The 23,813-nt window shown below is 40.0% G+C and carries 19 protein-coding genes; 7 read left to right on the forward strand and 12 right to left on the reverse strand.

Annotated elements, in window-relative coordinates; translation table 11 throughout:
• Positions 1-217 precede the first annotated feature (217 nt).
• From AC2SLT_RS04715 to AC2SLT_RS04740, 6 genes are all read right to left on the reverse strand, one after another.
• On the reverse strand, positions 218-1,336 hold the full coding sequence (locus tag AC2SLT_RS04715) for a protein kinase family protein (RefSeq protein ID WP_486546480.1): 1,119 nt from the start codon (positions 1,334-1,336) through the stop codon (positions 218-220).
• A gap of 222 nt (positions 1,337-1,558) precedes the next feature.
• Positions 1,559-3,835 (reverse strand): class 1a ribonucleoside-diphosphate reductase subunit alpha, encoded by a 2,277-nt coding sequence (nrdA, locus tag AC2SLT_RS04720; RefSeq protein WP_486546481.1) that lies wholly within the window; start codon positions 3,833-3,835, stop codon positions 1,559-1,561.
• A gap of 555 nt (positions 3,836-4,390) precedes the next feature.
• Positions 4,391-4,738, reverse strand: coding sequence for a YbeD family protein (locus AC2SLT_RS04725; protein ID WP_486546482.1), 348 nt, complete (start codon positions 4,736-4,738; stop codon positions 4,391-4,393).
• An 89-nt stretch (positions 4,739-4,827) separates the two neighbouring features.
• Positions 4,828-6,708, reverse strand: coding sequence for an RNA polymerase sigma factor RpoD (gene rpoD / locus AC2SLT_RS04730; RefSeq protein WP_486546483.1), 1,881 nt, complete (start codon positions 6,706-6,708; stop codon positions 4,828-4,830).
• Positions 6,709-7,132: 424 nt separating this feature from the next.
• Positions 7,133-9,427, reverse strand: a complete 2,295-nt coding sequence (gene dnaG, locus AC2SLT_RS04735; protein ID WP_486546484.1) for a DNA primase — start codon at positions 9,425-9,427, stop codon at positions 7,133-7,135.
• A 403-nt stretch (positions 9,428-9,830) separates the two neighbouring features.
• Complete coding sequence (locus AC2SLT_RS04740; protein ID WP_486546485.1) at positions 9,831-11,051, reverse strand: outer membrane protein assembly factor BamD; 1,221 nt, start codon at positions 11,049-11,051, stop codon at positions 9,831-9,833.
• A 255-nt stretch (positions 11,052-11,306) separates the two neighbouring features.
• On the opposite strand from AC2SLT_RS04740, the gene AC2SLT_RS04745 reads away from it, so the two are divergent.
• From AC2SLT_RS04745 to AC2SLT_RS04755, 3 genes are all read left to right on the forward strand, one after another.
• Entirely contained in the window at positions 11,307-12,602 is a 1,296-nt protein-coding gene (locus tag AC2SLT_RS04745) for an RluA family pseudouridine synthase (RefSeq protein ID WP_486546486.1), read from the forward strand.
• A 123-nt stretch (positions 12,603-12,725) separates the two neighbouring features.
• Positions 12,726-14,018 (forward strand): purine nucleoside phosphorylase YfiH/LACC1 family protein, encoded by a 1,293-nt coding sequence (locus AC2SLT_RS04750; protein ID WP_486546487.1) that lies wholly within the window; start codon positions 12,726-12,728, stop codon positions 14,016-14,018.
• A gap of 238 nt (positions 14,019-14,256) precedes the next feature.
• On the forward strand, positions 14,257-14,889 hold the full coding sequence (locus tag AC2SLT_RS04755; protein WP_486546488.1) for a flavodoxin family protein: 633 nt from the start codon (positions 14,257-14,259) through the stop codon (positions 14,887-14,889).
• Here AC2SLT_RS04755 and AC2SLT_RS04760 read toward each other — a convergent pair.
• Positions 14,870-15,190 (reverse strand): hypothetical protein, encoded by a 321-nt coding sequence (locus tag AC2SLT_RS04760; RefSeq protein WP_486546489.1) that lies wholly within the window; start codon positions 15,188-15,190, stop codon positions 14,870-14,872. The genes AC2SLT_RS04755 and AC2SLT_RS04760 overlap by 20 nt on opposite strands.
• 297 nt (positions 15,191-15,487) lie before the next feature.
• On the opposite strand from AC2SLT_RS04760, the gene AC2SLT_RS04765 reads away from it, so the two are divergent.
• From AC2SLT_RS04765 to AC2SLT_RS04775, 3 genes are all read left to right on the forward strand, one after another.
• Complete coding sequence (locus AC2SLT_RS04765) at positions 15,488-16,303, forward strand: tetratricopeptide repeat protein (RefSeq protein ID WP_486546490.1); 816 nt, start codon at positions 15,488-15,490, stop codon at positions 16,301-16,303.
• Positions 16,294-16,725, forward strand: a complete 432-nt coding sequence (locus AC2SLT_RS04770) for a hypothetical protein (protein ID WP_486546491.1) — start codon at positions 16,294-16,296, stop codon at positions 16,723-16,725. Before AC2SLT_RS04765 ends, AC2SLT_RS04770 begins: the two co-directional genes overlap by 10 nt.
• Positions 16,726-16,894: 169 nt before the next feature.
• Positions 16,895-17,281, forward strand: a complete 387-nt coding sequence (locus tag AC2SLT_RS04775) for a surface-adhesin E family protein (RefSeq protein ID WP_486546492.1) — start codon at positions 16,895-16,897, stop codon at positions 17,279-17,281.
• Between the two features lie 117 nt (positions 17,282-17,398).
• Here the strand turns inward: AC2SLT_RS04775 and AC2SLT_RS04780 are convergent, their stop codons facing one another.
• The 5 genes from AC2SLT_RS04780 to tolQ form a co-directional block, all read right to left on the reverse strand.
• Positions 17,399-18,730, reverse strand: a complete 1,332-nt coding sequence (locus AC2SLT_RS04780; RefSeq protein ID WP_486546493.1) for a hypothetical protein — start codon at positions 18,728-18,730, stop codon at positions 17,399-17,401.
• Between the two features lie 169 nt (positions 18,731-18,899).
• The gene (locus AC2SLT_RS04785) at positions 18,900-19,253 is read right to left on the reverse strand and encodes a TonB C-terminal domain-containing protein (RefSeq protein ID WP_486546494.1); all 354 of its coding nucleotides are present in this window, start codon (positions 19,251-19,253) and stop codon (positions 18,900-18,902) included.
• Between the two features lie 165 nt (positions 19,254-19,418).
• Positions 19,419-20,276 carry a hypothetical protein gene (locus AC2SLT_RS04790; RefSeq protein WP_486546495.1) on the reverse strand — a complete coding sequence of 286 codons (858 nt, stop codon included), beginning with the start codon at positions 20,274-20,276 and terminating at the stop codon, positions 19,419-19,421.
• 34 nt (positions 20,277-20,310) lie between these two features.
• Positions 20,311-20,763 (reverse strand): protein TolR, encoded by a 453-nt coding sequence (gene tolR, locus AC2SLT_RS04795; RefSeq protein WP_486546496.1) that lies wholly within the window; start codon positions 20,761-20,763, stop codon positions 20,311-20,313.
• Positions 20,764-20,775: 12 nt separating this feature from the next.
• On the reverse strand, positions 20,776-21,516 hold the full coding sequence (gene tolQ / locus AC2SLT_RS04800; protein ID WP_486546497.1) for a protein TolQ: 741 nt from the start codon (positions 21,514-21,516) through the stop codon (positions 20,776-20,778).
• A 719-nt stretch (positions 21,517-22,235) separates the two neighbouring features.
• On the opposite strand from tolQ, the gene AC2SLT_RS04805 reads away from it, so the two are divergent.
• Positions 22,236-23,531, forward strand: coding sequence for an NCS2 family permease (locus AC2SLT_RS04805; protein WP_486546498.1), 1,296 nt, complete (start codon positions 22,236-22,238; stop codon positions 23,529-23,531).
• Positions 23,532-23,813: the final 282 nt, after the last annotated feature.

A 23,813-nucleotide genomic window follows, 5' to 3' on the forward strand; every position in this document is an offset into this window, starting at 1 on the left:
ATTATAGGTTGTACGTCCTTTCAGGTTGCATTGTTTGGTAGACTGAGCTTTCGTGGGATTTATGGTGGCGTGGGTGATAACCCACGACAAACGGAGCTATTCTCCGAAATAGATCTTACTATTTTAATTAGTGATTCATTGAACTGTTTGAAGACGTAATTATTCAATCCTTGGGTTGCACGTTGTTGCACTCACGCTACACTTGCTATTCTATGATTTAGAACGGAATGTCATCATCAATAGTGTTAACTCTTCTTATGTTATCAAGTCTATGCCAAATATGGTTTATAATTATTTTTTGTTTCTCTTTAGACGACTCGTTTAAGAATTTATAAAATTTAGATAGAGTTTCAACTTCTATAATTTCGATTGACTTATAAGCAAATTCACCTTGTATGAAACATTTTATTAAAGCTACATTACTTTGAATGTAGTCCTCTAAAATAGAGTTTTTACATAAATCTCCTAGTTTTCTTATGATTTCGGAAACCTCTGTATTATATGAAGCATTGGAGTCTATATTGACTAGGGAATCATCTAATCCACGTGCAAAAGCCTGATAAATTTCTTTTTCAAAATAATCAATAGGTTCTTGTAATACTGTAGTCTCAATTAACTCTCTTTCGATATCAAAAAAAGTTTCAATTCTCTTAGAATAATCCGTTTCAATCATTTGATTTAGAATACTCATGTAATCGAAAGATTCAAGTTGATTAATTCTAATTATTTCTTCAAACAACTTACCAACGAAATATATTTCTGTTCTGAAGTCGTATATGTTCTCATTAAAGTCTAAAGGCAAGCTATAAATCCAATTTAAGCTAATACTTTTATTATAATCTAAGTTTAAGGAGACTTTTTTGCTAAAGCCAAAGTCTATAATTTTAACAATGCCATCAGTCGAAACTAATATGTTCTCAGGTCTAATATCTCTATGCAATATTCCTTCTTGTTCTAAGTGAGTGAATCCATTTATAACTTGTTTAAAAACATCATTTAGCTTATCAGGGTTATCAGCAAGAAATTTACTAATGTTTTGACCTTCGATGTACTCCATTAGAATGTAACCAGTGTATATTTCAGGGTACAAATAATAGTTAAATACTCGAACAATATTTTTATGATTCAGCAAGTATAATAGTTTAATTTCATCTTTAAAGTTCCGAAAGTAAATCGGTTTATGTTCTTCATAATAAGGTGAATACTTTTTGCAGATGAATTTTTCGTTAATTGTTTCATCTTGGAGTAATACTGTGCGTCCAGTACCACCCTGTCCGATTTCTTTCAAAAATATATAATCTTTCTGACGAATAAACTCTATTAATTTTCCCTGCATTAAATTAAATCCTAATCTGTAAAATAAAACTTAAATTTCCATATACTAGTTGTATCAGAGGAGCGGTTTAGCCCTGACAAAAGCGGTATCCTGCTGACGACAATGGCGATGCGAACTGTGGATAGGAGTGGTGTCGAGATAACAGCAACACACCTAGACACGATAGTTCGCACGCCATTGGCTAAGCAGATACAAGCGGATGGCAGGATTAGCTACCAAATACTACAACTTACAAGCCCCACTCGCACAGCCATCATCAATATCAGCTTGAGCATCGTTAGCACCATCACGGGTATTATGGTAATACAAGGTCTTCACGCCAAGTTTATACGCCATGAGTAAGTCTTTGAGGAGTACTTTCATAGGCACACGCTGACCGTCATAATGCGTCGGATCATAGTTCGTGTTGGCAGAAATACTCTGGTCAATAAACTTCTGCATAATCGCCACAAGCTTTAAGTAGCCTGCATTGTCAGGCATCTGCCACAATAGCTCATACTGGTCTTTTAACTTTAAGATATCAGGCACGACTTGCTTTAAGATACCGTCTTTAGACGCTTTGACCGATACCAAACCGCGTGGAGGCTCAATGCCATTGGTAGCGTTCGCAATCTGGCTCGAAGTCTCAGACGGCATTAACGCAGATAGGGTAGAGTTGCGTAGGCCATGCTCGACGATATCACGACGTAACGCTTCCCAATCTAGTCGCAATGGCTCGTTGCATACTTTATCAAGGTCAGATTTATAGGTATCAATCGGTAAGATGCCTTTTGAATACGTCGTCTCATTAAAAGCAGGGCAAGCACCTTTTTCTTTAGCAAGCTTATTTGAGGCTTTCAATAAATAATACTGTAAGGCTTCAAAGGTTTGATGAGTAAGACCAAGGGCGGAGTCGTCAGAATACTTAGTACCATTTTTCGCTAAATAATAGGCATAGTTAATCACCCCAACCCCAAGGGTACGGCGGCGCATACTACCATTTTCAGCTGCTTTAACGGGGTAGTCTTGATAGTCAAGTAAGGCATCAAGCGCACGTACGATAAGCTCAGTCGGCTCTTCCATATCGTCTAAGTTTTTAACTTCGCCCAAGTTAATTGCCGATAGTGTACAAAGGGCAATCTCGCCTTTTTCGTCATTGATGTTATCCAGTGGCTTAGTAGGCAGAGCGATTTCCATACATAAGTTGGACTGACGGATAGGGGCGACAGTAGGGTCAAAGGGGCTGTGAGTGTTGCAGTGGTCAACATTTTGGATATAGATACGGCCAGTGCTGGCACGCTCTTGCATCATTAAGCTGAACAATTCAGTCGCAGGGACGTGACGTTTGCGGATATTGTCATCTTGCTCATATTGGGTATACAGCTCTTCAAACTTATCTTGATCGGCAAAGAAGGCTTCATATAATCCAGGTACGTCAGAGGGCGAGAATAGAGCAATGTCTTTGCCTTTGATTAAGCGGGTATACAATGTTTTGTTGATTTGAACCCCATAGTCCATGTGACGCACACGGTTGTCTTCTACGCCGCGGTTGTTTTTAAGTACCAATAATGACTCAACTTCAAGATGCCATAAGGGATAGAATAAGGTTGCTGCGCCGCCACGAACACCGCCTTGTGAGCAACATTTAACGGCGGTTTGGAATAGTTTGTAAAATGGAATACAGCCAGTATGCTGAGCTTCACCGCCACGGATAGGGCTTCCTAGCGCACGGATATTACCAGCATTGATACCGATACCGGCACGCTGCGAGACGTAACGAACAATAGCGCTGGTGGTGGCATTGATAGAGTCTAAGCTGTCGCCACATTCAATCAGTACGCAGGAGCTGAACTGACGAGAAGGAGTGCGGACACCTGACATAATAGGCGTTGGCAATGAAATCTTAAACTGTGATGTCGCATCGTAGAAGCGCTTAACGTAGTCTAAACGCTCAGACTTGTCGTAGCTTGCGAACAGACACATACCGACCAGCATATATAAGAACTGTGGACTCTCATAAACGGTCTTGGTGACTCGGTCTTGGACCAAGTATTTACCTGCCATTTGCTCAGCAGCGGCGTAGGCAAGGTTCATATCGCGCCAATGGTCGATGTAGTCGTTTAACTCATTAAACTCTTCACGTGAGTAGTCTCGTAAGATATGTTCGTCATATTTACCCGCTTCGGTCAGCTTGCTGACATGGTCAAATAAATGAGGAGGCTCAAACTGGTTATAAGCGATTTTACGAAGATGGAAAATTGCTAAACGTGCGGCCAGATATTGGTAATCTGGGGTGTCTTCAGAGATTAGGTCGGCAGCGGCTTTAATAATAGTCTCGTGAATGTCACGGGTTTTTATGCCATCATAAAACTGGATGTGCGACTTGAGTTCAACTTGTGACACAGAGACATTGTCTAAGTCTTTGGCTGCCCAAGTAATGACCTTATGGATTTTATCTAAGTTGATAGGCTCTAGTCGGCCATCTCGTTTGGTTACTTTTATATTATCCACATGTGTCATTGTTGTCTCCGCTAAAGGTTATGATGAGTGCAAACGGTGTTACTTATTCCGATACTGTTAATTGGCAATAAAGAGCGCGCTACCAAAACTATAAGCCCAAAAGCAATTGTGTGTGATTTACGGTGTAGGCACAATATATGGGGTAGTTTCGATGATGTAGACACAATATAAAGGAAAAAAAGTAAATTTACTATATTGACAAAAGCGGTGTAAGCAGTTCAAGTTTTGATATTTTATGCAATATTAGGATATTACAAATAAGTGAAAATCCGTGAGCGTTGAAACGGTGAAGGCTAGGGAAGATGTCAAGAAAAAATTGATACATTTACAGACCTAAAAAATTTAATTCAAAAAGTTTAGACCCAAGCGTCATGCTATAGATAATTAAATTTAGAAAGTTAAGATGTTAAGTTTTAATAAACAATAGACGAGTATTTTAGATTATAAAAGCCCGTTATAGATTATTAATTTGAGCTTATACACATATAAAAAAAGCAACCAATATGGCTGCTTATTTTTATAATTAACTTGAGTGATAGGATTTATAGATACTATTTAAACCACAGTACGCACGGTAGCGGCTTTATCTAACGCTGCATAAAGCTCATTGACCTGTGCTGCTTCTGTAAAGTACAGCTTGACACGAAGTGAGCTAAATCGACCGGTGCTCGATTTTTTGACCTGAATGGTCTCATGATCAAAGTCGGGGAACTGAGTGCCTAAGATGAGTTTTACTTCATTTAATAATGTTTCATGTTCTCCTTCGTGGCCAATGATACTCATGGGATAGTCCATTGGAAACGACCAAAGATCAGGATTTTGAATATCTGTTTTTTTAGCAAATGGATCGGTACGTAAGGTCAGCTCACGGGTTAAATCGATGTTTTTGTTATTATTAGTCATAGTGTCTCCATAATTTTGATATAAAAAAAGCTGGGGTAGCAATAACTGACCCCCAGCTTTTTATAAACAACCCATTTATTGGCTATAAATTAGTCATTTTCTAAAAATGAGCGAAGGTGCTCAGAGCGTGAAGGGTGACGTAGCTTACGTAACGCTTTCGCTTCAATTTGACGGATACGCTCACGCGTCACATCAAACTGTTTACCCACCTCTTCTAAAGTGTGATCGGTTGGCATATCAATACCAAAACGCATTCGTAACACACGGGCTTCACGTTCTGTTAAATTACCTAATACATCACGCGTAGCTTCTTGTAAGCCAGCAGCAGTCGCGTCTTCAACAGGACTTGAGATGGTTTGGTCTTCAATAAAGTCGCCCAAATGGGAGTCTTCATCATCACCGATGGGTGTCTCCATAGATATGGGCTCTTTGGCAATTTTCAAGACCTTACGAACTTTCACTTCATCCATCTCTAAACGTTCGCCTAGCTCTTCAGGGGTTGGCTCACGCCCCATTTCTTGTAGCAGTTGACGGGAAACACGGTTTATTTTGTTAATAGTCTCAATCATATGCACCGGAATACGGATAGTACGGGCCTGATCCGCAATAGAGCGGGTGATGGCCTGACGAATCCACCAGGTCGCATAGGTTGAGAACTTATAACCACGGCGATATTCAAACTTATCCACCGCTTTCATTAAGCCAATATTACCTTCTTGGATAAGATCTAAGAACTGTAGACCACGGTTGGTATATTTCTTGGCGATAGAGATAACCAGACGTAAGTTTGCCTCAACCATCTCTTTTTTAGCACGACGTGCTTTCGCTTCACCAATGGCCATACGACGGGCCACTTCTTTCATCTCAGTAATTTCCATGCCAAGCTTGTCTTCATGGTCACGGATACGACGTTGTAATACCACCACGTCGTCAACAACTTTCGCAAGATTGTCAGCAAACTTCGGATTGCCTTTTAAGCGATCGGACAACCAGTCAACATTGGTCTCGTTACTTGGGAAAGTCTTACGAAATTCAGCACGCGGCATCTTACCGCGGCGTATCACCAAGCGCATGATTTGACGCTCTTGCTTACGCACATCATCATAGACATCGTGCATGATGGCCATAACGTTATCAGACATACGATTATTAAGCTTTAATAGCATAAAACGGTCTGCAAGCTGTGCATACGCTTCTTCTGCTTGAGGGCTACCACGTCCATATTCTTCAAGTGCCTGCTTGGCAGTTGCAAACAGCTCACGTATTTCTTCAACACGCTGACGAACAAGCTCAGGGTCTAGACCTCCACTTTCTTCAGCGTCTTCATCGGCGTCGTCATCAAGATCCGTATCATCTTCTTCTTCATCGTCGTCATCTATATCTTTAGCTTTAGACTTCGTGCTGACAATAGGGATCTCTTCTTCTTCAACCTCAACAGGTTCTAGTTCTTCTGGATCTAGAAAACCGGTAATGACATCTGAAAGCTTTTTTTCACCCGCTTGAACAAGGTCATATTCATCCAAAATAAACTGAACAGTACCTGGCCAATAAGCCATTGCGTGCTGTACATCACGGATACCTTCTTCAATGCGCTTAGCGATAACAATCTCGCCTTCACGTGTTAACAAATCGACGGTACCCATTTCACGCATATACATACGCACGGGGTCAGTCGTACGGCCCGGCTCAGTTTCAACAGCAGCGAGCACAGCAGCGGCTTCGTCAGTAGCCATGTCATCATCATTGGCACCATCGTTCATCAAGATGTCATCAGCATCTGGTGCTGACTCGAAAATTTTGATACCAACATCAGTTAGCATTTGAACGATGTCTTCGATTTGGTCACTTTCAGTAATAGAGGCGGGAAGTTGGTCATTCACCTCAGCATAAGTCAAATAGCCTTGCTCTTTACCCATTTGGATAAGGGTGGCTAGTTGAGAGGTAGATTGAGAGGCTGCCTTATCGGTCATAATATCTCGCTTGCAGTTGAAGATGTGGATTAAAGGTAGAGTGATAGGTGCATTGTTTTCTGAAATTTGCAGAGTATTGTCTATTTAGTCCTCTATTTATTATGCTATTTATTATGAGATTATTAGAGTTGAGGAACTAAACCTGTAGAACGAAAACTTCAAAAATGGGGTTGCATTATAACATAATATGAAAATTGGCACCGCAAATACGCTCTTAAGTGTCTAACATAAGCGTGATTATTTGCAATATTACTACCCGTGGTTAATTATACTATGGGGGCTTAACGGTTTTTTTAAAGTTTAATACTGTCTGTTCGTTGTAAATCTAGCGAAGGAGTAGACATTTTAGTCGATTGACGCTTAATCTAGAACGATTTTAGCTATCAGCACTCCTAATAGATGAAGTCTATATAAGCCCTAATCATTATTTATTAGATTGTTCAGCTTGCTGTTTTTTAAACCAGTTCAGTAGCGTCTGGCGTTGACGGTTTAAATGGGTAGTGATGATGATATTTTTAGACTCAGTCATCTGTTTGGCCAGAGCTTGCGACATAAGCTGTATTAATAAATCATCCACTAACTCATCGACGTCAATGATCCCTCGCTGATTTAAGTTGGACCAAAACGGATGCCAGCGTTTGGCTAGTTTTTGTTGTACTGGATTGGGTAAGTTTGCCAAAATAAAATGGGCAGCCGCGTTAGTATCTTTCGGCAAATGCGGAGATAGGGTGTTAATGGCTTGGGTTAATTGTATTAAGCTGGTGCTATTAAAGTCCTGCCAGCTAGGCAAAGCAGGAATGGTAACAGGCTGTCCCTGATCTCGAATCGCCTTTTGAGGTAATTTAATAGCGGTGACACCAGACTCTTGCCATAGACGTTCTATTGGATCAGAATCTAATAAGTTTGGCGCAAATAATAAACACAGCTCAAGCTGACGACAAACGGTCATATCACTGTCGAAATCCAGCAAGATATCATGCGCTGAGTTTTTTTGACCTTTTCTACCGCCTAGCTTTTGATAGATATCATTATTGAGCAAATACTTAAAGCTGGAGCCTTTAGGAAGGTTATTCGTCAGTTGTCGAACTTGGGACATGAGTTTTGCTTTGCCTTCTGCCACACTTAAATCATAACGCTCGCTAAGGTAGGCGAAAATATACTGAGACAATGGCATGGCACGTTTAATTTGATCACGCATTGCGTCGACCCCATGCGAGGAGACATAGGTATCGGGGTCATGACCTTCAGGCAAGGTCAAAAAACGCAGCTCTTTATCATCACTCAACACAGGTAGCGCAACCTCTAATGTGCGCCATGCTGCCTTTTGACCGGCACTATCGCCATCAAAACATAGGGTTAGCGTTGGATTCATTTGCAGTAGGCGTGAAATCTGACTTTCATTTATCGAGGTACCCATAGAGGCGACCGCACCGTAAATACCAGCTTGGTATAAGGCAATGACATCCATATAGCCTTCGACAACTACCCAGTCGTTAGCACGATGCTGGCGTGACTCATAATAGCCGTATAACACATGCTGTTTATGAAATACAGGAGAGTCACTGGAGTTAATATATTTTGGTTTGACCTCATTATCTAGCGCCCGACCTGCAAAGCCGATTACTCTGCCTTGATTATCGCGAATCGGAAATATCACGCGATCACGCAGTAAATCGTAGTCATTGCCTTTTTCCGATTTACGGACAAGTCCAAGTGCTTTTAGACCTTCTATATCTTGCGGGAATGCTTGCTCTAGATGTTGCCAACCACTAGGGGCGTAGCCTAACATGAACTCATTGATGGTTTTGTCTGTTAGCCCTCGTTCTTTAAAGTAGGACATCGCATGAGAGTTTTGGTGTAAGTTGTTCTGATAATATTGGCATACATTAATCAGAAGATCATAAAGATCACCCTCTTGAGAGGCAACAGGCATAGATATATTTGAGGTATGGTCAGGATTTTGAAATCTGCCAGACGCATTAGATCCAGATGACATCAAGGCGCTGTCTGGAGCGGATGACTCTAAGGGATAGTCTTGCGTCCAATCGGGTGGTGGACTTGACTGATTAAAATAGCTGGCTTCATCAAAGTAACCATTATCCGCAGACGTATAACCTGCTTCTTCGAGGTTTGCGGTCTGATTGACGACGCCGTTAGGGTTATCAAGAGTAGACTTATTCTGAGTGGTACTGTCATTACTGGATGGGTTAGGGGAGGTGTTATTCTGAGTCGGTTTGCTTTGGTCTATAGTGTTTTGATTTGAGTGACTATTGCTAAAGTTGCTTTGCTTTGAATTGCCTTGATTAGATGTGTTTTGGTTTGTGATAGTTTGCTGTGGCTTTATCCGTTGTGTTGGACTGGTTTGACTTTGACCAGATGGTGCTTGACGTGCAGGACTGCGTTTATATTTTAAGTCTCTATTATCTTCTTTGGGAATTTCAATGCCCGTTTGACGAGAGAGCTCTCTTATGGCCTCCATAAAGGTTAGGTTTTCATAGTCCCTTAAAAAGCTAATGGCATTACCACCAACACCGCAACCAAAGCAGTTATAGACATTCTTTTGTGGATTGACATAAAAGGAAGGGGTTTTTTCACCATGAAAAGGGCAGTTCCCTTTAAATTCTTTACCCGATCGCTTTAGGGTAGTATGCTTGCCAATGATCCCCACCAAGTCGGCTTGGCTGTTGAGCTGGTCAAGAATATGGTTTGGAATGCTCATAAGGGGCTTTTAGAATATAAAGTGAAGACTGAATGATTCAATACAGTAAAGGAAGGAGACTTAGTGCAAATAACCAAATCACCGAGTAGCTCATAAACTGATAAAGTATAGCTAGTAACGTAAAAGCTCGTAACTAAATAGCGAGTAGACTTAGAACTAATGTCAATAGTAGACTCAATGAGTTGTCGTTCACTATATAATAACCCCTATACCTTGTAGTTAATATAGGCAGCATAGGGGTTAATTGATCATAGATAATGATATAGCTCAATGTCTCTAAGCAAATCTGCACTCCACAAAATTATGCTAGTCATATTCAATAAAGACATGAGTAATACCAGTAAATTATGTCAGTCAATTGACCTAAACTTGGGTAGTTTAGCGCAGCTTAGACTATTGGTGACTACTCAGAAGGCGTCATTTCGGGCTCTAAAGGTTGAACAGGGGTTCTATTTTCGTCAGGATACATCTCACTAGGGCTCAAAATTTGGCGTTGAGGCTGTGTAGGAGTCGTAGTTTGAGCACCTGGATCGTCAGGTAACCCAAGGCCAATATTGAAGCCTCTGTTGTTATCCGTTAAAGTTGGTAGGCTAGACTGAGTAGTAGCAGCATTATCATCTGGCAATTGCAATTGAGCCGCTTGCCGAATCACTTGCTGTTTGGTCGCACCTGTATATTGTCCAGATGACATACCAGTAGACTTATCACGCTTGTCTGCTCGACCTAATTTTCCGTAGGTAATTTTATTAAGTAGACTGCTGGTATTATTGTTATTTATACGAACTCTTCCATCGCTGGTCAACCACTCTGGATAGTTGATTTGCAATAAGGTTTTGTATTGCTGAGCGAGATCAGTTAAACCAAGCTGTTGATGACTAAACGCTAAAATGGCGATGGCTTCTGGCACTTGCTGGCTTAATGGATAGTATTGGAATACCCATTTGGCACGGTTTGCCGCAGCGACATAGGCTTCACGTTTTATGTACCAGCGTGCAGCGGCAAGCTCGCTTTCTGCAAATTGGTTATAAATGAAGGTCATTCGTTGGGCGGCATCTGGCGCATAGCTGCTTGAAGGAAAGCGAGATAGTAAGTCTTGGAAGTTGCTAAAGGCAAGACGATAATATGAGGTATCGCGGTGCGCCTGATTCATCTTAGCTAAGCTTAGTAAAGTGCTAGTACCCGCTTGCATATTGGACACACCACGCACGTAATATGCATAATCTACTTGCGGGTTACGCGGATATAACTTGATGAACTGTTCTGCACTGGCTGCCGCCAACTCATACTCTTTGGTATGGAACTGACTGTACATCAAATCCAGTAAAGCTTGCTCTGCATAAGGACCGGTTGGGTAAAAGGTGCGCAACTCAGTTAATTGCTCAGAGGCGTATAAATAACGACCCTTTTCCATAGACTCAACCGCTTCATGATAATATTGGGCATCTGTCTTTTCAGCAGTGGCTACTGCCTCATTGTCATCGCCAGTTATGTTTTTCAAGGTCTGACAGCCCGTTAAGCTTAGCATACCAGCAGTGAGCATCGACAACGCTAACTTAGTTTTAAGAGTAGATTTAGGTTTTATACGAGCTGATACAATAGAAAGAGGGGTAGATGCACGCTGCATGGAAATCTCCGCAGAATATTTTAGTAAATTATAGTGGCACTAGTGTAGCATGACCGCACAAAATTTTGGTATAGGAATTGAGCTATTATAACGTGAATATATTTGGTAAGAGTATCGCTCATTCTGACGCTGATGTGGAGATTATTCAACAGATGCTTAGTTTATTACTACTATAAAAGGCCAGCATCAATCGAGATTTGACCAAACCATGCTACACTTAGCTCATTAATTAGTAATTTTTCGGTTCAAAATATTATGTCTTCAAGATCATTATTGCAAAATAGCTCAAACTTGCCCAATTATCAAGATAGCTCACCTTATCGCCGTCATGAGGAAGGTAATGCCATTGACCATCAACCTGATAAGGGTTTAAGCTCAAAAGAACGCTTATCGAAAGGCTTAGATCATGACGACTCTTATATTGAGCTGGCATCACATAGTGAAGAAATAGATGTCGAAACTGAAGATGAACTGCCTCTAGACGATTTAAATGAAGATGAACTGGACACTGATCAACTGGACACTGATGAACTGGACATTGAGGATGATGTTGAGAGTGATGAGGTAGAAATAAATAACGTCTACCAACATAAGGTTATACAAGTTGAGGCGACCCATACGGTCACAGAAGAAGAGGCTGGCGAGCGTATCGATAAAGTGGCCGCAGATATCTTTTCAGGGTATTCGAGAGCACAACTTCAAGACTGGCTTAAGTCTGGCAAGCTCAAAGCCAATGGCAAAGTTGTCAAACCGAAGCATAGAGTCAAACTAGGGGACCATCTGTCTTTGGTTGCGACACTTGAGCAACACAGCGGTGATAAACCTGAAAATCTAGCTCTTGATGTCATTTATGAAGATGATAGTGTGGTAGTGATAAATAAACCCGTCGGCATGGTCGTTCATCCTGGCGCAGGTAACTGGACAGGTACTCTGGTCAATGGCTTGCTATACCATTATCCCAATCAAGCCCATTTGCCTAGAGCTGGTCTAGTACACCGTATTGATAAAAACACCTCTGGATTATTGGTCATCGGTAAAACCAAAGCCGCTCAACTCAATTTACAAGAGCAATTAAAAGATAAGAGTGTCTATCGTCACTATCAGTGTGTGGTGGCAGGAGATGCGCCAAGCTTGACTCGCCAGCGTGTGATTGATGCGCCCATAGGTCGTCATCGAACTCAGCGGACTAAAATGACTGTCAGCAGTGTGGGGAGAACAGCGGTGACTCATATCATGACGATCACACCGCTTAATGATAATTATAGTCTGCTTGATGTACGACTTGAGACAGGGCGAACTCACCAAATTCGCGTGCACCTTAGTCATATAGGACACCCCATTATTGGCGATGATATTTATGGTAATCGTAAGCAATTACGGGCAGGGCTGACTGAAGAACAGCGTCAAGCCGTTGTTAAATTTCCACGTCAAGCACTACATGCCTATAAACTTGGGTTCATTCACCCTGAAACCAGTGAGCAACTTGAGCTAACGGCACCTTTACCAGCGGATATGGTGGCACTGATTGACGTACTGAGTGATGGGGCGTAAATAACTATTTGGCTATTTATCCATTTAGCCATTTAGCCATTTAGTATATTAAGGGTTAAGGGTTAAGGGTTAAGGGTTAAGGGTTAAGGCCTGTGTCCTAGCTTTGGCTTTGGAATATAAACGATGAATACCTTAAATAATGTGACTCACGACAATTCAGTGACTAAAACTCAAAGTCGTAATGCTATGGACGTATATGAAGTATTGGCGCATACCGATGACATCCTAGTTATCCAGACCAATGCTGGTATGCGTCTAGACGCCAATAGTATAGAACAAGCGTCTAACGATAATAACAACACTATAAGTGTCAATACCGATAAAAATAGCTTTGCCCGTTTTAATTTAGGTCTGCATGTCAATGATGATCCACAAACGGTCTTAAAAAACCGTGCGCAACTGATGACTGAAATTAATCATTATCTTGCCTCCCAAGCTCAGATAGATTCTCAACAACAAAAAACTAATGATTTAACCTCTAACCTTGAGTCAAATTCTAAATGTGAGCTTGAAGCCAAGCATGAGCCTAAATTAGCCAATAAGTCAAAACCTCAGCCAGAGACTCATTTACCTAATGAGTCACCGTCAAAATTCAGTCCGTCCATCGAGTCAATTTATTGGTTAAATCAAATCCATAGTAATCAAGTTGTGCGTGTGGGCAATTATCCTAAAACACAAACCCGTATTGATACTTCTATTGACTCTGATAACGCTCATTCTGCACTTAAGCTATCACTAACGCCGCCAGCAGCAGATGCAATGGTAACCAATCTCCCCCATCAAGCACTGGCGATCATGACTGCCGATTGTGTGCCTATTGCCTTATACGATCCCAATTCAAAGCAAATCTCAGCCATTCATGCAGGCTGGCAAGGTTTGGCGAATGGTGTAATTAATGCAAGCTATACCGAGATGTTGAATGGTACAAGTGACGATGCTCAGCATGAACCAATGCAAGCTTGGATAGGGGCTTGTATCAGTCAGCCTTGCTATGAGGTATCGACGGAGGTAGTCCATAAACTGTTGTCAGGTTGTGAAGCGATGGGTATGGACAGTCAGGTTGTTCATCAACAAATCATTAAGGTTCATGACAATCCTGACAAAGCGTGGTTGGATCTTCCAAAGTTGGCTGAGCTACAATTGACAAGCCTTGGTATCAAGGTTAATAGGGTTAATAAGGTTAATCAATCGAAGCAAGTGGCTATATCAGAAGATTATCAATCTATTAGTTCGAAAGAGTCGTTACCATCGGAAGGGTTGTTAAACGATAACGTTGCGGCCAAATCTCTGGAAAACAGCAGCCCAGCGTATGCGTGTAGTTATGCTAACTCGCGTTATTATTCTTACCGCCGAAAAACGCACCTTGCTGAAAAAAATACCGGACGTATGGCATTACTCATCATGCGACTTAAATAGCAGTGTCAATAGCAGTGTTAAAGGTGTTGTATTTTGTTAGCAATATTTGCAAATTTAGGTCAGGTTAGGTTAAATAGGCACTTTTATAGGGTTTTATAGGTTTAAGCCGAATAAGCGGTTATTGAAATGGCTTTATTGGTTAAATTATATCTAAAAATCCCATATTTGAAAATTACTCTATAAAATTACCATTTTAAATGCCCCCTCTGCCAGTTATTAATTAGGATGCTCGTAACCCATGACTGATATAAACTCTAAATCTGTAAGTAATGAGACATCAAATGATGAACCAAATCAGTCCCGAAGATCTGATGAGCAGTTAAAAATCGCCGTCATCTATCACAGCAACTATGGCCATACTCGACGCGTTGCCAATGCTATCGCTGAAGGGGTCAAAGACTATGCAGGTGCCACTGTGGAAGTAAAATCCATTGATATTGAGCACATGGATTGGGACTTTGCAGATGAGTCACAAATGATGGTATTTGGTAGTGCGGTATATATGGGTAGTATTACCGCTGAATTTAAGACATTTATGGACAGTACGTCAAAACGCTGGTTTCACCGCAATTGGCATGGCAAGTGGGCTGCAGGATTTGCAAATTCTGGCGGTCTAAGTGGGGATAAGCTTGCAGCCTTACAACAAATTTGTCTGTTTAGCATGCAGCATGGAATGAACTGGGCTGGATTTCCAGTGATGCCAACCGGTCATACCGAGCAAGATGTTAATCGCTTATCAAGCTTCTTAGGATTAATGACTCAATCTACCGATGACTCGCCAGAAGTGACCCCAGGAGAAGGGGATATTAATTCAGCGAAGCTGTTCGGTGAGCATCTGGCACAATTATTAATTAATCAGCCGCCGTTATAGCGTGAGTACTGCTATTTGATGATAGGTCGGTTGTTGTGGGGTTAAAATCTGCTGTCACCGGTATTGGATTTCTAGCCAGTTGTATATGTTGACAGGCGGATAAGCTTAACGCAACAGCAACCAACAACCATTGGCATACTTTAATAATACCCTTTCTATAAAAGACGATATGTTTATTAACCTTATTAAACCTACTGTTTTTGGCGTTTGGAATAGTAGTAGAGTTTGCACTCATTTTTCTTGATAGATTGGTTTCTATATTTGTTATAAGTTTGCCGGTGATCATGATTAATGCTTTCATAACGTGAGTTCTTTGATTATAAAGTTGTTTATCAGGTTTGACTATAGGGTAACCCTTTTCTATAAAATAACCTATCTTTGTCTTTCTGGCTGAACCTACTAAATTTGGTATTTGTTCAGAGGGATGGTTGAGAGTCTGTTAGAAACTCATTAAAAAAACCCTCAGTTCAAAATAGTAGGGGTTTTTATTGCCTAGTTATAAAATCAACATAATGAGAAGTAATTGCTGAATGAGTACCTATAAGGTAGAATAGTTTTACAAATGTAAAAATTTAATCAATTTAAATAGGTTTGAAAGATGAGCATTCAGCCACAGACAAAAGCTAGTGAAGTGAATCGCTATATTAATACCTATAACGGTATATTAGAACCTGATAACTTTAAATTTAAATTATGGCTGAGAGACGCTAAAGCTTTACGTTCTTCACGACCAGATGATAGTTATTTAATAGAAAGCTGGGTATATCGTGTGCAAGGTAAATTAAATAAGGCGCTAGAGAGTGCGAAAAAAGCATATGCTATTGATAAAGGCCTGTACGATAATTTAGTTAATATACATATCGCTTTGGGTAACTTTGATGAAGCAGAGGAGCTTTGTTTAAATGCCTTGCGTAAAGACTCGTCTGATTTTACTGCATTAAATGTTTTGTTCATGTCATGTATGACTACGCTGAATAAAGCCAATATAGAAGAAGGTCTAAATATATTTAGATCAACAAACTCTAAGACTAATGAACGTGTTGATTTTATTAAAAAATCTATTGAAGATATTAATATAACGCTAGATCTATTAGATGAAGTAGATATTTCTGTAGAAGTCTATAAAAGAGTTTTTGAAGTTGGATCTAAAATAAAAAGTTATAGTTATATTGGCGATAGTGCCGTAGGCATTACTAAACAAAATAATGAAGTTGGTAATTATCTTCTAGTATCTGAGAGTTTATATAATGTTAGCATTGATGACTGCTTAGACTTAAACGATAAGCTGATTGATGCTTTGCTTGAAGAGGAACTTCCATTCTTGGAGTCATCTAGAATCATATATGAATTTAAGCCATATATTGATATTGAAGAGTCGAACCCCGAGTATAAGGAGTTAATGGAATGGGTGTAAATTTATCGGATCTTGAAAATGCGGTAGATACTCTATTTCCTTCTCCAGAAACAATAGAAGATGAAGCCTTGCGAAGAGCGTGTGTCAATCGGAAATATTATCTTATTTATCATATTCTTTTACAGTTTATTTGCAAATATTTTCCTGATATAGATATGAGTGACAATGGTACATTTAAAAACACTGGATCCCATCAAAGAATTTATTTGGCGTTTAAAAAAGAATTTGAAGATACTAATGATAGAAGAATAAAGAAACTTTTCACTAAATATCAAAACTTCTTAACTAAGCGCCATGCAGCTGACTATCACTTAGATATTGACTTTCACGAATTTGAGTTTAAACAGGCAATAAAATTTGCCAAAGATATTCCTGAATTAGTTGAAGATCTAAAAAAAGAATATAGTCAAAAAGCAGTTTGATATTAATATACGATCTATTAAATTTTGATACTAATTTTAAATGCAAAAGCCCTACTCGTTGAGTGGGGCTTTTTATTGATGAAGTGATTATCGGATTTGATGATCAGGTTGCTAGTCACTAGCCTCAATGTAGAGTATATTGTAGCTATATTAAATAATAGAGTGCGATATGAGAAAATTACTATTAACAGCACTGCTGTCTGTTTTGACGATTAGTGCAAATGCAGAAGACCCAAAATGGCATCAAATTATCATCTACGAAGAAGGTGGTATTTATTTTATGCCTTCATCTTACACTGAAGATACGTTAGGATTCCGCGCCATGTGGATGCGAGTTGATTTCACGAAACCAGAAGATGATATTTATAGATCTGACGTTTTGCTAAGAGCCGACTGCCTTGCAAGAAAATTAGGACCTACACAGATTATAAGTTACGGCAAAAATGGCAAAGTTATTGAGAAAAATGAGGTTCCTGAATACCTTTCTCCAATGAAAACCGTACCGCCTAATGGGCTTGAGTACTATATGCTTGAAACCATGTGCAATAGATCCTAACTCATAAGAAAACAAATAAAACCAGCCACCTTAATGAACTGAACCCCAAATTTTGGACAGTTTAGTTTAATCCCAAGGACTGAGGTTTTTTTTATGACTGACTCATCATTCAAATATTTAACGACTGGGTATCCAAATCGGTGAGCTTGCTCTGCCATCTATTGGTAAAGTGATGGTCTTTCCGCCTTTAAGATAACGTATAACAATTTTGCTATTCTCTTTGCCTTGAGCATAAACCACCCGATGGCTAGTCGGAGAGAAACAAGGGGCTTCATCAATATTGGTAACACCAAAGTTTTTAAGAACGGTACCGTTGAGGCTCATTACCGCAGCACTACTGCCACTTAGATAACCTATTTTAGTACCATCGGGGCTAAAGCATGGATTTGCAGCATAACTTTCACGAGACAGCTTAGTAATTGGACCTCTAAAGCTAAAGCGATAGATGCTAGGACGACGAGGGCTTGCATGGTCAGAGACAAATACAAAACTACCGTCTGGCCCATAACTGGGCTGAAATTGGTCATAATCCAACTCAATGAGCGGCTCAGCTACGCCGCCCATACTACTGATTCGATAAATATCATGGTCACCATTTTGAGAGTTTGAAAATAAAATAGTGCTACCATCTGGTGAAAAACTCGGACCGAGGCTGCTGCCCTTTAAATTGACAAGCTGGGTGATTTGTCGAGTTTGCATGTCATATTTAAACAAGTGAGCCGCATTATTCTTTAATTGAACTGAGTAGGCGAGGTAACGACCATCGGGCGATACGGCGGGACTAATAATACTAGCATCCGTTACTTGAGTCAGTAGTTTGGGGTTTGAACCATCCGCATTAATAAGTTTCAAAGACGACGTTTTGTTTGCGCCTTCACCTTTTTCTTCCACATAAACAATACGGGCATTTAGATCTTCTCGATCCCCGGAGAGTAGTTCATAGATACGTCCAGCTGCTTTGTGAGCGGCTACTTGTGCATCTGGGTCACTGACACTTTGTTTGCCTTTAATAATTCTACCTTTGGCAACTTCGATAACCTCAAAGTCAGCTACGGTATTGCCACCCACGGTTTTTACGGTACCAATGACTAAGTAGGGAATCCCTAGTTGTTGCCAAGCGGGTAGGGTAGCCGCTAAGTCGTCACGGGTGTGCGGTTGACCAATCAGACCTTGACTCGTAACGGTTAGTGGCGAGTTTTCGAGATCTTTTTGAACAATATTAGATAAGGTACTATTGCCTGCAAAGGGTACAAAAGCGACTTGGTTTTGGCTTCGAGTCACTTCAATTTGTTTTTCAGCTTCAAATCTTAATACATTATCATCGTTATTGATAGCTATCTCTTCTGCATATGCAGTGGTAGCATAGGTAACTACACCTAATGAGATGAACGATGACAGTAGAGCGGTATTAATTAGTGAGCTTTTATAGTTTTTCAAAGTTAGAAACATGGAGATTACCCAATTATCTTAGATGATATTAGTTCAGAAATATTTATATTGATGATGCTGACGTTATTAATTTAAGCTTATAGAGGACTTGAGTATATCACCAATAATTCTGCTTTAATTTTAACATACGTATAACGATTAAAAACTGGCTAAAAAAATTAAGGTTTATTTATTCTACTGTGAATGTCGCTTGAATTTTAGAATACCCTGAACCATTTAGTGGCTTTAAAGGGCTGGCTGCATAGATAGCTGCTAACACTGACTTTTCTATAGAAGAATTAGGCATATTGGTAGATGCTTTAAGTATATTGCCTTCATCATCAACAGTGATGTATACCGTAATCTTTTGACCTAATGCACTTTGAGGGGGAGTCCACAAAGGTAATATTTGAGTGGTTACCTCTGCAGCGGTTACCTCTGCATATGCTGTGGTAGCATAGGTAACTACACCTAATAAGATGAATGATGACAGTAAAGCGGTATTAATTATTGAGCTTTTAACGTTTTTCAAAGTTAGAAACATTGAGATTACCCAATTATCTTATATGATATTAGTTCAGAAATATTTATATTGATGATGCTAATTTTATTAATTCAAGCTTATAGAGGTTTTGAGTATACCACTAATAATACTGCTTTTATTTTAACATACGTTTAACGATTAAAAGCTGGCAAGATAAGTTAAGGTTTATTTTTTTTCCGTTACTGTAAATGTCGTTTCAATTTTAGAATATCCTGAACCATTTAGTGGCTCTAATGGGCTAGCAGCATAGATAGCTGCTGATAATGACTTTTCTAAAGGTGAATTAGCCATATTGGTGGATACTTTAAGTACATTGCCTTGGGTATCAACAGTAATATATGCCGTTATCTTTTTACCTAATTCACTTTCAAGAGGCTCCCATTTAGGTAATATTTTAGCGGTGACTTCCGCAATTATTTGCCTTTTACTTTTATTATTACCGCCCTTAGGTTTAGTGGTTGGATCACTCATGTCAGGATTATCTCCATCGGCGGGAAAAGAAACATCAACCTTCTTATTGGTAGGGTCTTTAGGATCCGTATGAGGCTTGGTAGTAGGCTTCTCATCAAGATCTAAATCTGAGAAATCATCTTCCTGTGTAATATCTTCCTGCTCCTGATCGAACGGGTTAGGTTGTTCTGAGAGTTCGATAGGTTTAATAGTATTTTTCTTTGATGTGAATATCGACGATATACTACTCGCAATAGATGAACTAGAGTTATCAGTACTACTATCCACTGTTTCAGGAAAAGCCTCTGACGCCACATTAACGGTATTGTTCCTACCACTGTCAGCCATAGCAGCACGATTGGCTTTGATCTCTGATTGCAATGCTGCCAGCTCTTCTGGTGTAATGATGGTGGTTTCGATGGGCGGCGGCGTGTCAATCTCTGGCGCACGGTGGAAAAAGATAATAAACGTTAATATAGCACCATGCACAAGTAAACTTAAGACAGTGGGTAGGACGATACCATTGTCTTCAGGCTCTATAGGCGTATAAACACTAGGCGCACGATTTAGCACAGTTATAATCTCTAAAAGTTATTAAGACAGTATATTAGTTTTGAGTTGCAGGTAGCGGTTGCCCCGTTAATAGTCCGACTTTTTCAATGCCCGCTTGTTGTAGGTTTGCCATCAGCTGCATAATGATACCGTATTGATTGTTCTGATCGGCGTTAATCATGACTCTTAACGTCTCGCCGCCTTCCTGACTTTGTAATCTTAGAAGCGTCTCAATAAGCTCAGGCTCTGATACTGGCATATTAATGTCATTTTCATAACTGATATAGATCTCCCCATTGCTCATCAAAGAGACAACCACTGGCATTTGTGAACCTGTGCTGATGTTCTCGGTCTGTGCTTTGGGTAATTCGACATTAACCCCCGTGGTCATCATGGGTGTCGTCACCATAAATATGACTAATAGCACTAGCATCACATCGATGTAGGGCACCACATTCATGCTGGCATTAAGCTCTTTTTTTTGCCTTGAAAAGGGGCTTGATTTCATGCGTTGCTCCTTTTACACCAATGGCGATTGTATATTCTGCGCTCTATTCACATCCTGCTCACGAGGAACAGGGTTTGTCGCTGTGGTCTCATGAGTCTCACGCTGAAGCATACCCGTCATTTCATCACAAAATAAGGCACGACTGTCATATATTGAGGCAGATTTTGCTGTAAAATGGTTATAGGCCAATACTGCAGGAATAGCGGCAAATAAGCCCATAGCAGTGGCAATAAGTGCTTCGGCAATACCAGGGGCAACTGCGGATAAGCTCACCTGATCAGCAACAGATAAACCTAGAAAGGCATTCATGATGCCCCAAACGGTACCAAATAGACCAATATACGGAGAAACGGAACCGATACTTGCCAGCACGGCAAGGCCGGACTCTAAAGACTGCTGCTGACGACCAAGTCCCACACGCAGCTTACGCTCTACACCATCAATAATCTGGTCTTTGGGTTGGCGTTTCTTATTCATACGCAGAAATTCAGAAAACCCAACATAAAAAATGTTCGCTAGACCATGTCTATCTGGTGAATTTTGAATACCTTGGTATAGTTTTGCTAAGTCTTCACCAGACCAAAACCAATTTTCAAAATGTTGATCTTGGCGTTTTGCGGTACCTAAACGGGCGCTTAATCGAAAAATCAATACCCAACACACAAGGGAGGCCAATAGCAAAATACCCATAACGATTTGTACCAATAGGCTGGCATCGGTAATAAGGGAAATGAGATTAATAGACTCTGGCATGAATAGCTCGCTCAATGCAATAAAAAACAATTAAAGAATAATTTTAGCCCCATTATCAACTTTTAACGTAGGCTGTGGCTTTAGCCCAGCATTTTTGATTAAAGGTTTTGATTTGCTGGGCTAAAAGCACCAGCCTACAATGAGGTTTAATAAGTTAAGAACGGAGTAATTTTAATAAAAAAATAGACGGTTATAAATGAAGTGTTGTCAAAATATACTAGTAATAAAACTTGCTTGGTAATCAAAGGATGACAAGCATTAATTGCCATTTATTTTAATTGCTAAAGCTCTCAAGAGTTTAATAACTAAGTAGTTTAACAAAAACCTGCCCGCACTAAGTAAATTATTTTAATCAAATATCTCAACATAAGGCCAGCCATACAATATCAGGGAACTCATGATAATGGCAATAATCTTAAATGATTAAGTTAAAAAATAAGCTCTGTTGAGACTCGCTACAGGTTTTGTGAAGGTATTGTACTTGTAATTTCAAAAATTAATATACTAGTTTTGATACATATACTTTATAATTCACCCTTTTTGTTCCACACGCCCTAGTATATTGGCTAAAACTTAGAACTTATATTTAAACTCTGTAATAGGCAATTTTAGCCATAAATAAAGTACTAATTCCATATTTTAATCTTAAGCGACTTCAATCCATACTTTGGTTTGCCACTCGTATAACAAACTAAAGCGATAAACTCAGGCTAATTCTTATGAATGCAATAGAGCGTTATTTTGGTATTAATGGTCAAAACACCACGATAAAAACAGAAATCTTAGCAGGGCTTACCACGTTTTTAACGATGGCGTATATCATCTTTGTGAACCCAAATATCTTAGCAGATGCTGGGATGGATAGAGGCGCTGTATTTGTCGCGACCTGTTTAGCAGCGGCGGTCGGTTGTTTTATTATGGGTATTTACGCCCGCCTTCCTGTCGCACTAGCGCCTGGTATGGGACTGAATGCCTTCTTTACCTATGGCGTCGTATTGGGCATGGGCCATACTTGGCAAACGGCGTTAGGTGCTGTCTTTTTATCGGGCTGTATATTTGTCCTATTAAGTTTATTCAAAATACGTGAATGGGTGATTAATGCCATACCAAATAGTTTAAAACAAGGTATTGTTGCAGGTATAGGCGCTTTTCTAGCCTTTATCGCCCTAAAAAGCTCTGGTGTTATCATTGCCAATGAAGCCACCTTTGTCAGTCTTGGTAATTTACAACAGTTTCCACCTATGATGGCGGCGCTGGGGTTCTTTTTAATTATTGGCTTAGCCTATCGCAATATTCATGGCGCAGTGACCATTGGTATTTTGATCGTGACTTTGATCGCGGTGATCGCAGGTCAAGTTCCTTTTGAAGGCATGATGTCTATGCCGCCTGCAATAGCGCCCACCTTGCTACAATTAGATATTGCGGGTGCTTTTGATGTGACAATGATCAGTGTTATCTTTGCTTTTTTATTCGTCGATCTATTTGATACCTCTGGTACCTTGATAGGGGTAACTAACAAGGCAGGCTTGGTCGATAAAAAGGGGGATATTCCAAACCTTGATAAAGCCTTATTAGCAGATTCAACGGCAACTGTTGCAGGGTCGCTACTTGGTACATCGTCTACCACAAGCTTCGTTGAAAGTACGGCTGGCGTGGCCGCAGGTGGACGTACTGGCCTAATGGCAGTCACTGTTGGGGTGCTGTTTTTATTAAGTATATTTTTTGCGCCTTTAGCAGGTATGATTCCTGCCTATGCCACAGCAGGGGCGATATTCTATGTATCTGTACTGATGTTGTATACCTTAAAAGACATCGATTGGGAAGACTTAACCGAAGCGGCCCCTGTGGCAGTTGTACTATTACTAACGCCATTAACTTATTCAATTGCCGATGGTATATCTCTTGGGTTTATAACCTATACCGTGGTGAAAGTCCTTACAGGTAAGTTTGAGCAAGTGAGTCCTGCTGTTTGGGTGTTAACGTTTGTTTTGTTAGCAAAAATCATGTTTTTATAATGTCTGGCTTAGCGCTTGCAAGTTGTGATAACATTTATAAACCAAGCTCATAACCTCAATCAACGCCGTAGAGGTTTTTCTTTTAGGACTGACGCAGAAACAAAAAATAAAGCAACTGGCGTTATATCAACTGGATAGCCTGCTTTGCTTTTAATAGCTTCGCAAACGGTTTATCAGTACCAGAGGCTTAACTAATTCTAAATGGCTTTAAATATCTTAATCTAGTTCCTATAGATTTTTTGCGTACATCCTATCTTAAACAGGCTTGATGTGTTAGCGTCG

The sequence above is a fragment of the Psychrobacter sp. CX18 genome (assembly GCF_057396215.1).

Coding starts and splice junctions, on each gene's coding strand:
- AC2SLT_RS04715 (WP_486546480.1), bottom strand. CDS start 1,336: ATGCAGGGAAAATTAATAGAGTTTATTCGTCAGAAAGATTATATATTT.
- nrdA (WP_486546481.1), bottom strand. CDS start 3,835: ATGACACATGTGGATAATATAAAAGTAACCAAACGAGATGGCCGACTA.
- AC2SLT_RS04725 (WP_486546482.1), bottom strand. CDS start 4,738: ATGACTAATAATAACAAAAACATCGATTTAACCCGTGAGCTGACCTTA.
- rpoD (WP_486546483.1), bottom strand. CDS start 6,708: ATGACCGATAAGGCAGCCTCTCAATCTACCTCTCAACTAGCCACCCTT.
- dnaG (WP_486546484.1), bottom strand. CDS start 9,427: ATGAGCATTCCAAACCATATTCTTGACCAGCTCAACAGCCAAGCCGAC.
- AC2SLT_RS04740 (WP_486546485.1), bottom strand. CDS start 11,051: ATGCAGCGTGCATCTACCCCTCTTTCTATTGTATCAGCTCGTATAAAA.
- AC2SLT_RS04745 (WP_486546486.1), top strand. CDS start 11,307: ATGTCTTCAAGATCATTATTGCAAAATAGCTCAAACTTGCCCAATTAT.
- AC2SLT_RS04750 (WP_486546487.1), top strand. CDS start 12,726: ATGAATACCTTAAATAATGTGACTCACGACAATTCAGTGACTAAAACT.
- AC2SLT_RS04755 (WP_486546488.1), top strand. CDS start 14,257: ATGACTGATATAAACTCTAAATCTGTAAGTAATGAGACATCAAATGAT.
- AC2SLT_RS04760 (WP_486546489.1), bottom strand. CDS start 15,190: ATGAAAGCATTAATCATGATCACCGGCAAACTTATAACAAATATAGAA.
- AC2SLT_RS04765 (WP_486546490.1), top strand. CDS start 15,488: ATGAGCATTCAGCCACAGACAAAAGCTAGTGAAGTGAATCGCTATATT.
- AC2SLT_RS04770 (WP_486546491.1), top strand. CDS start 16,294: ATGGGTGTAAATTTATCGGATCTTGAAAATGCGGTAGATACTCTATTT.
- AC2SLT_RS04775 (WP_486546492.1), top strand. CDS start 16,895: ATGAGAAAATTACTATTAACAGCACTGCTGTCTGTTTTGACGATTAGT.
- AC2SLT_RS04780 (WP_486546493.1), bottom strand. CDS start 18,730: ATGTTTCTAACTTTGAAAAACTATAAAAGCTCACTAATTAATACCGCT.
- AC2SLT_RS04785 (WP_486546494.1), bottom strand. CDS start 19,253: ATGTTTCTAACTTTGAAAAACGTTAAAAGCTCAATAATTAATACCGCT.
- tolR (WP_486546496.1), bottom strand. CDS start 20,763: ATGAAATCAAGCCCCTTTTCAAGGCAAAAAAAAGAGCTTAATGCCAGC.
- tolQ (WP_486546497.1), bottom strand. CDS start 21,516: ATGCCAGAGTCTATTAATCTCATTTCCCTTATTACCGATGCCAGCCTA.
- AC2SLT_RS04805 (WP_486546498.1), top strand. CDS start 22,236: ATGAATGCAATAGAGCGTTATTTTGGTATTAATGGTCAAAACACCACG.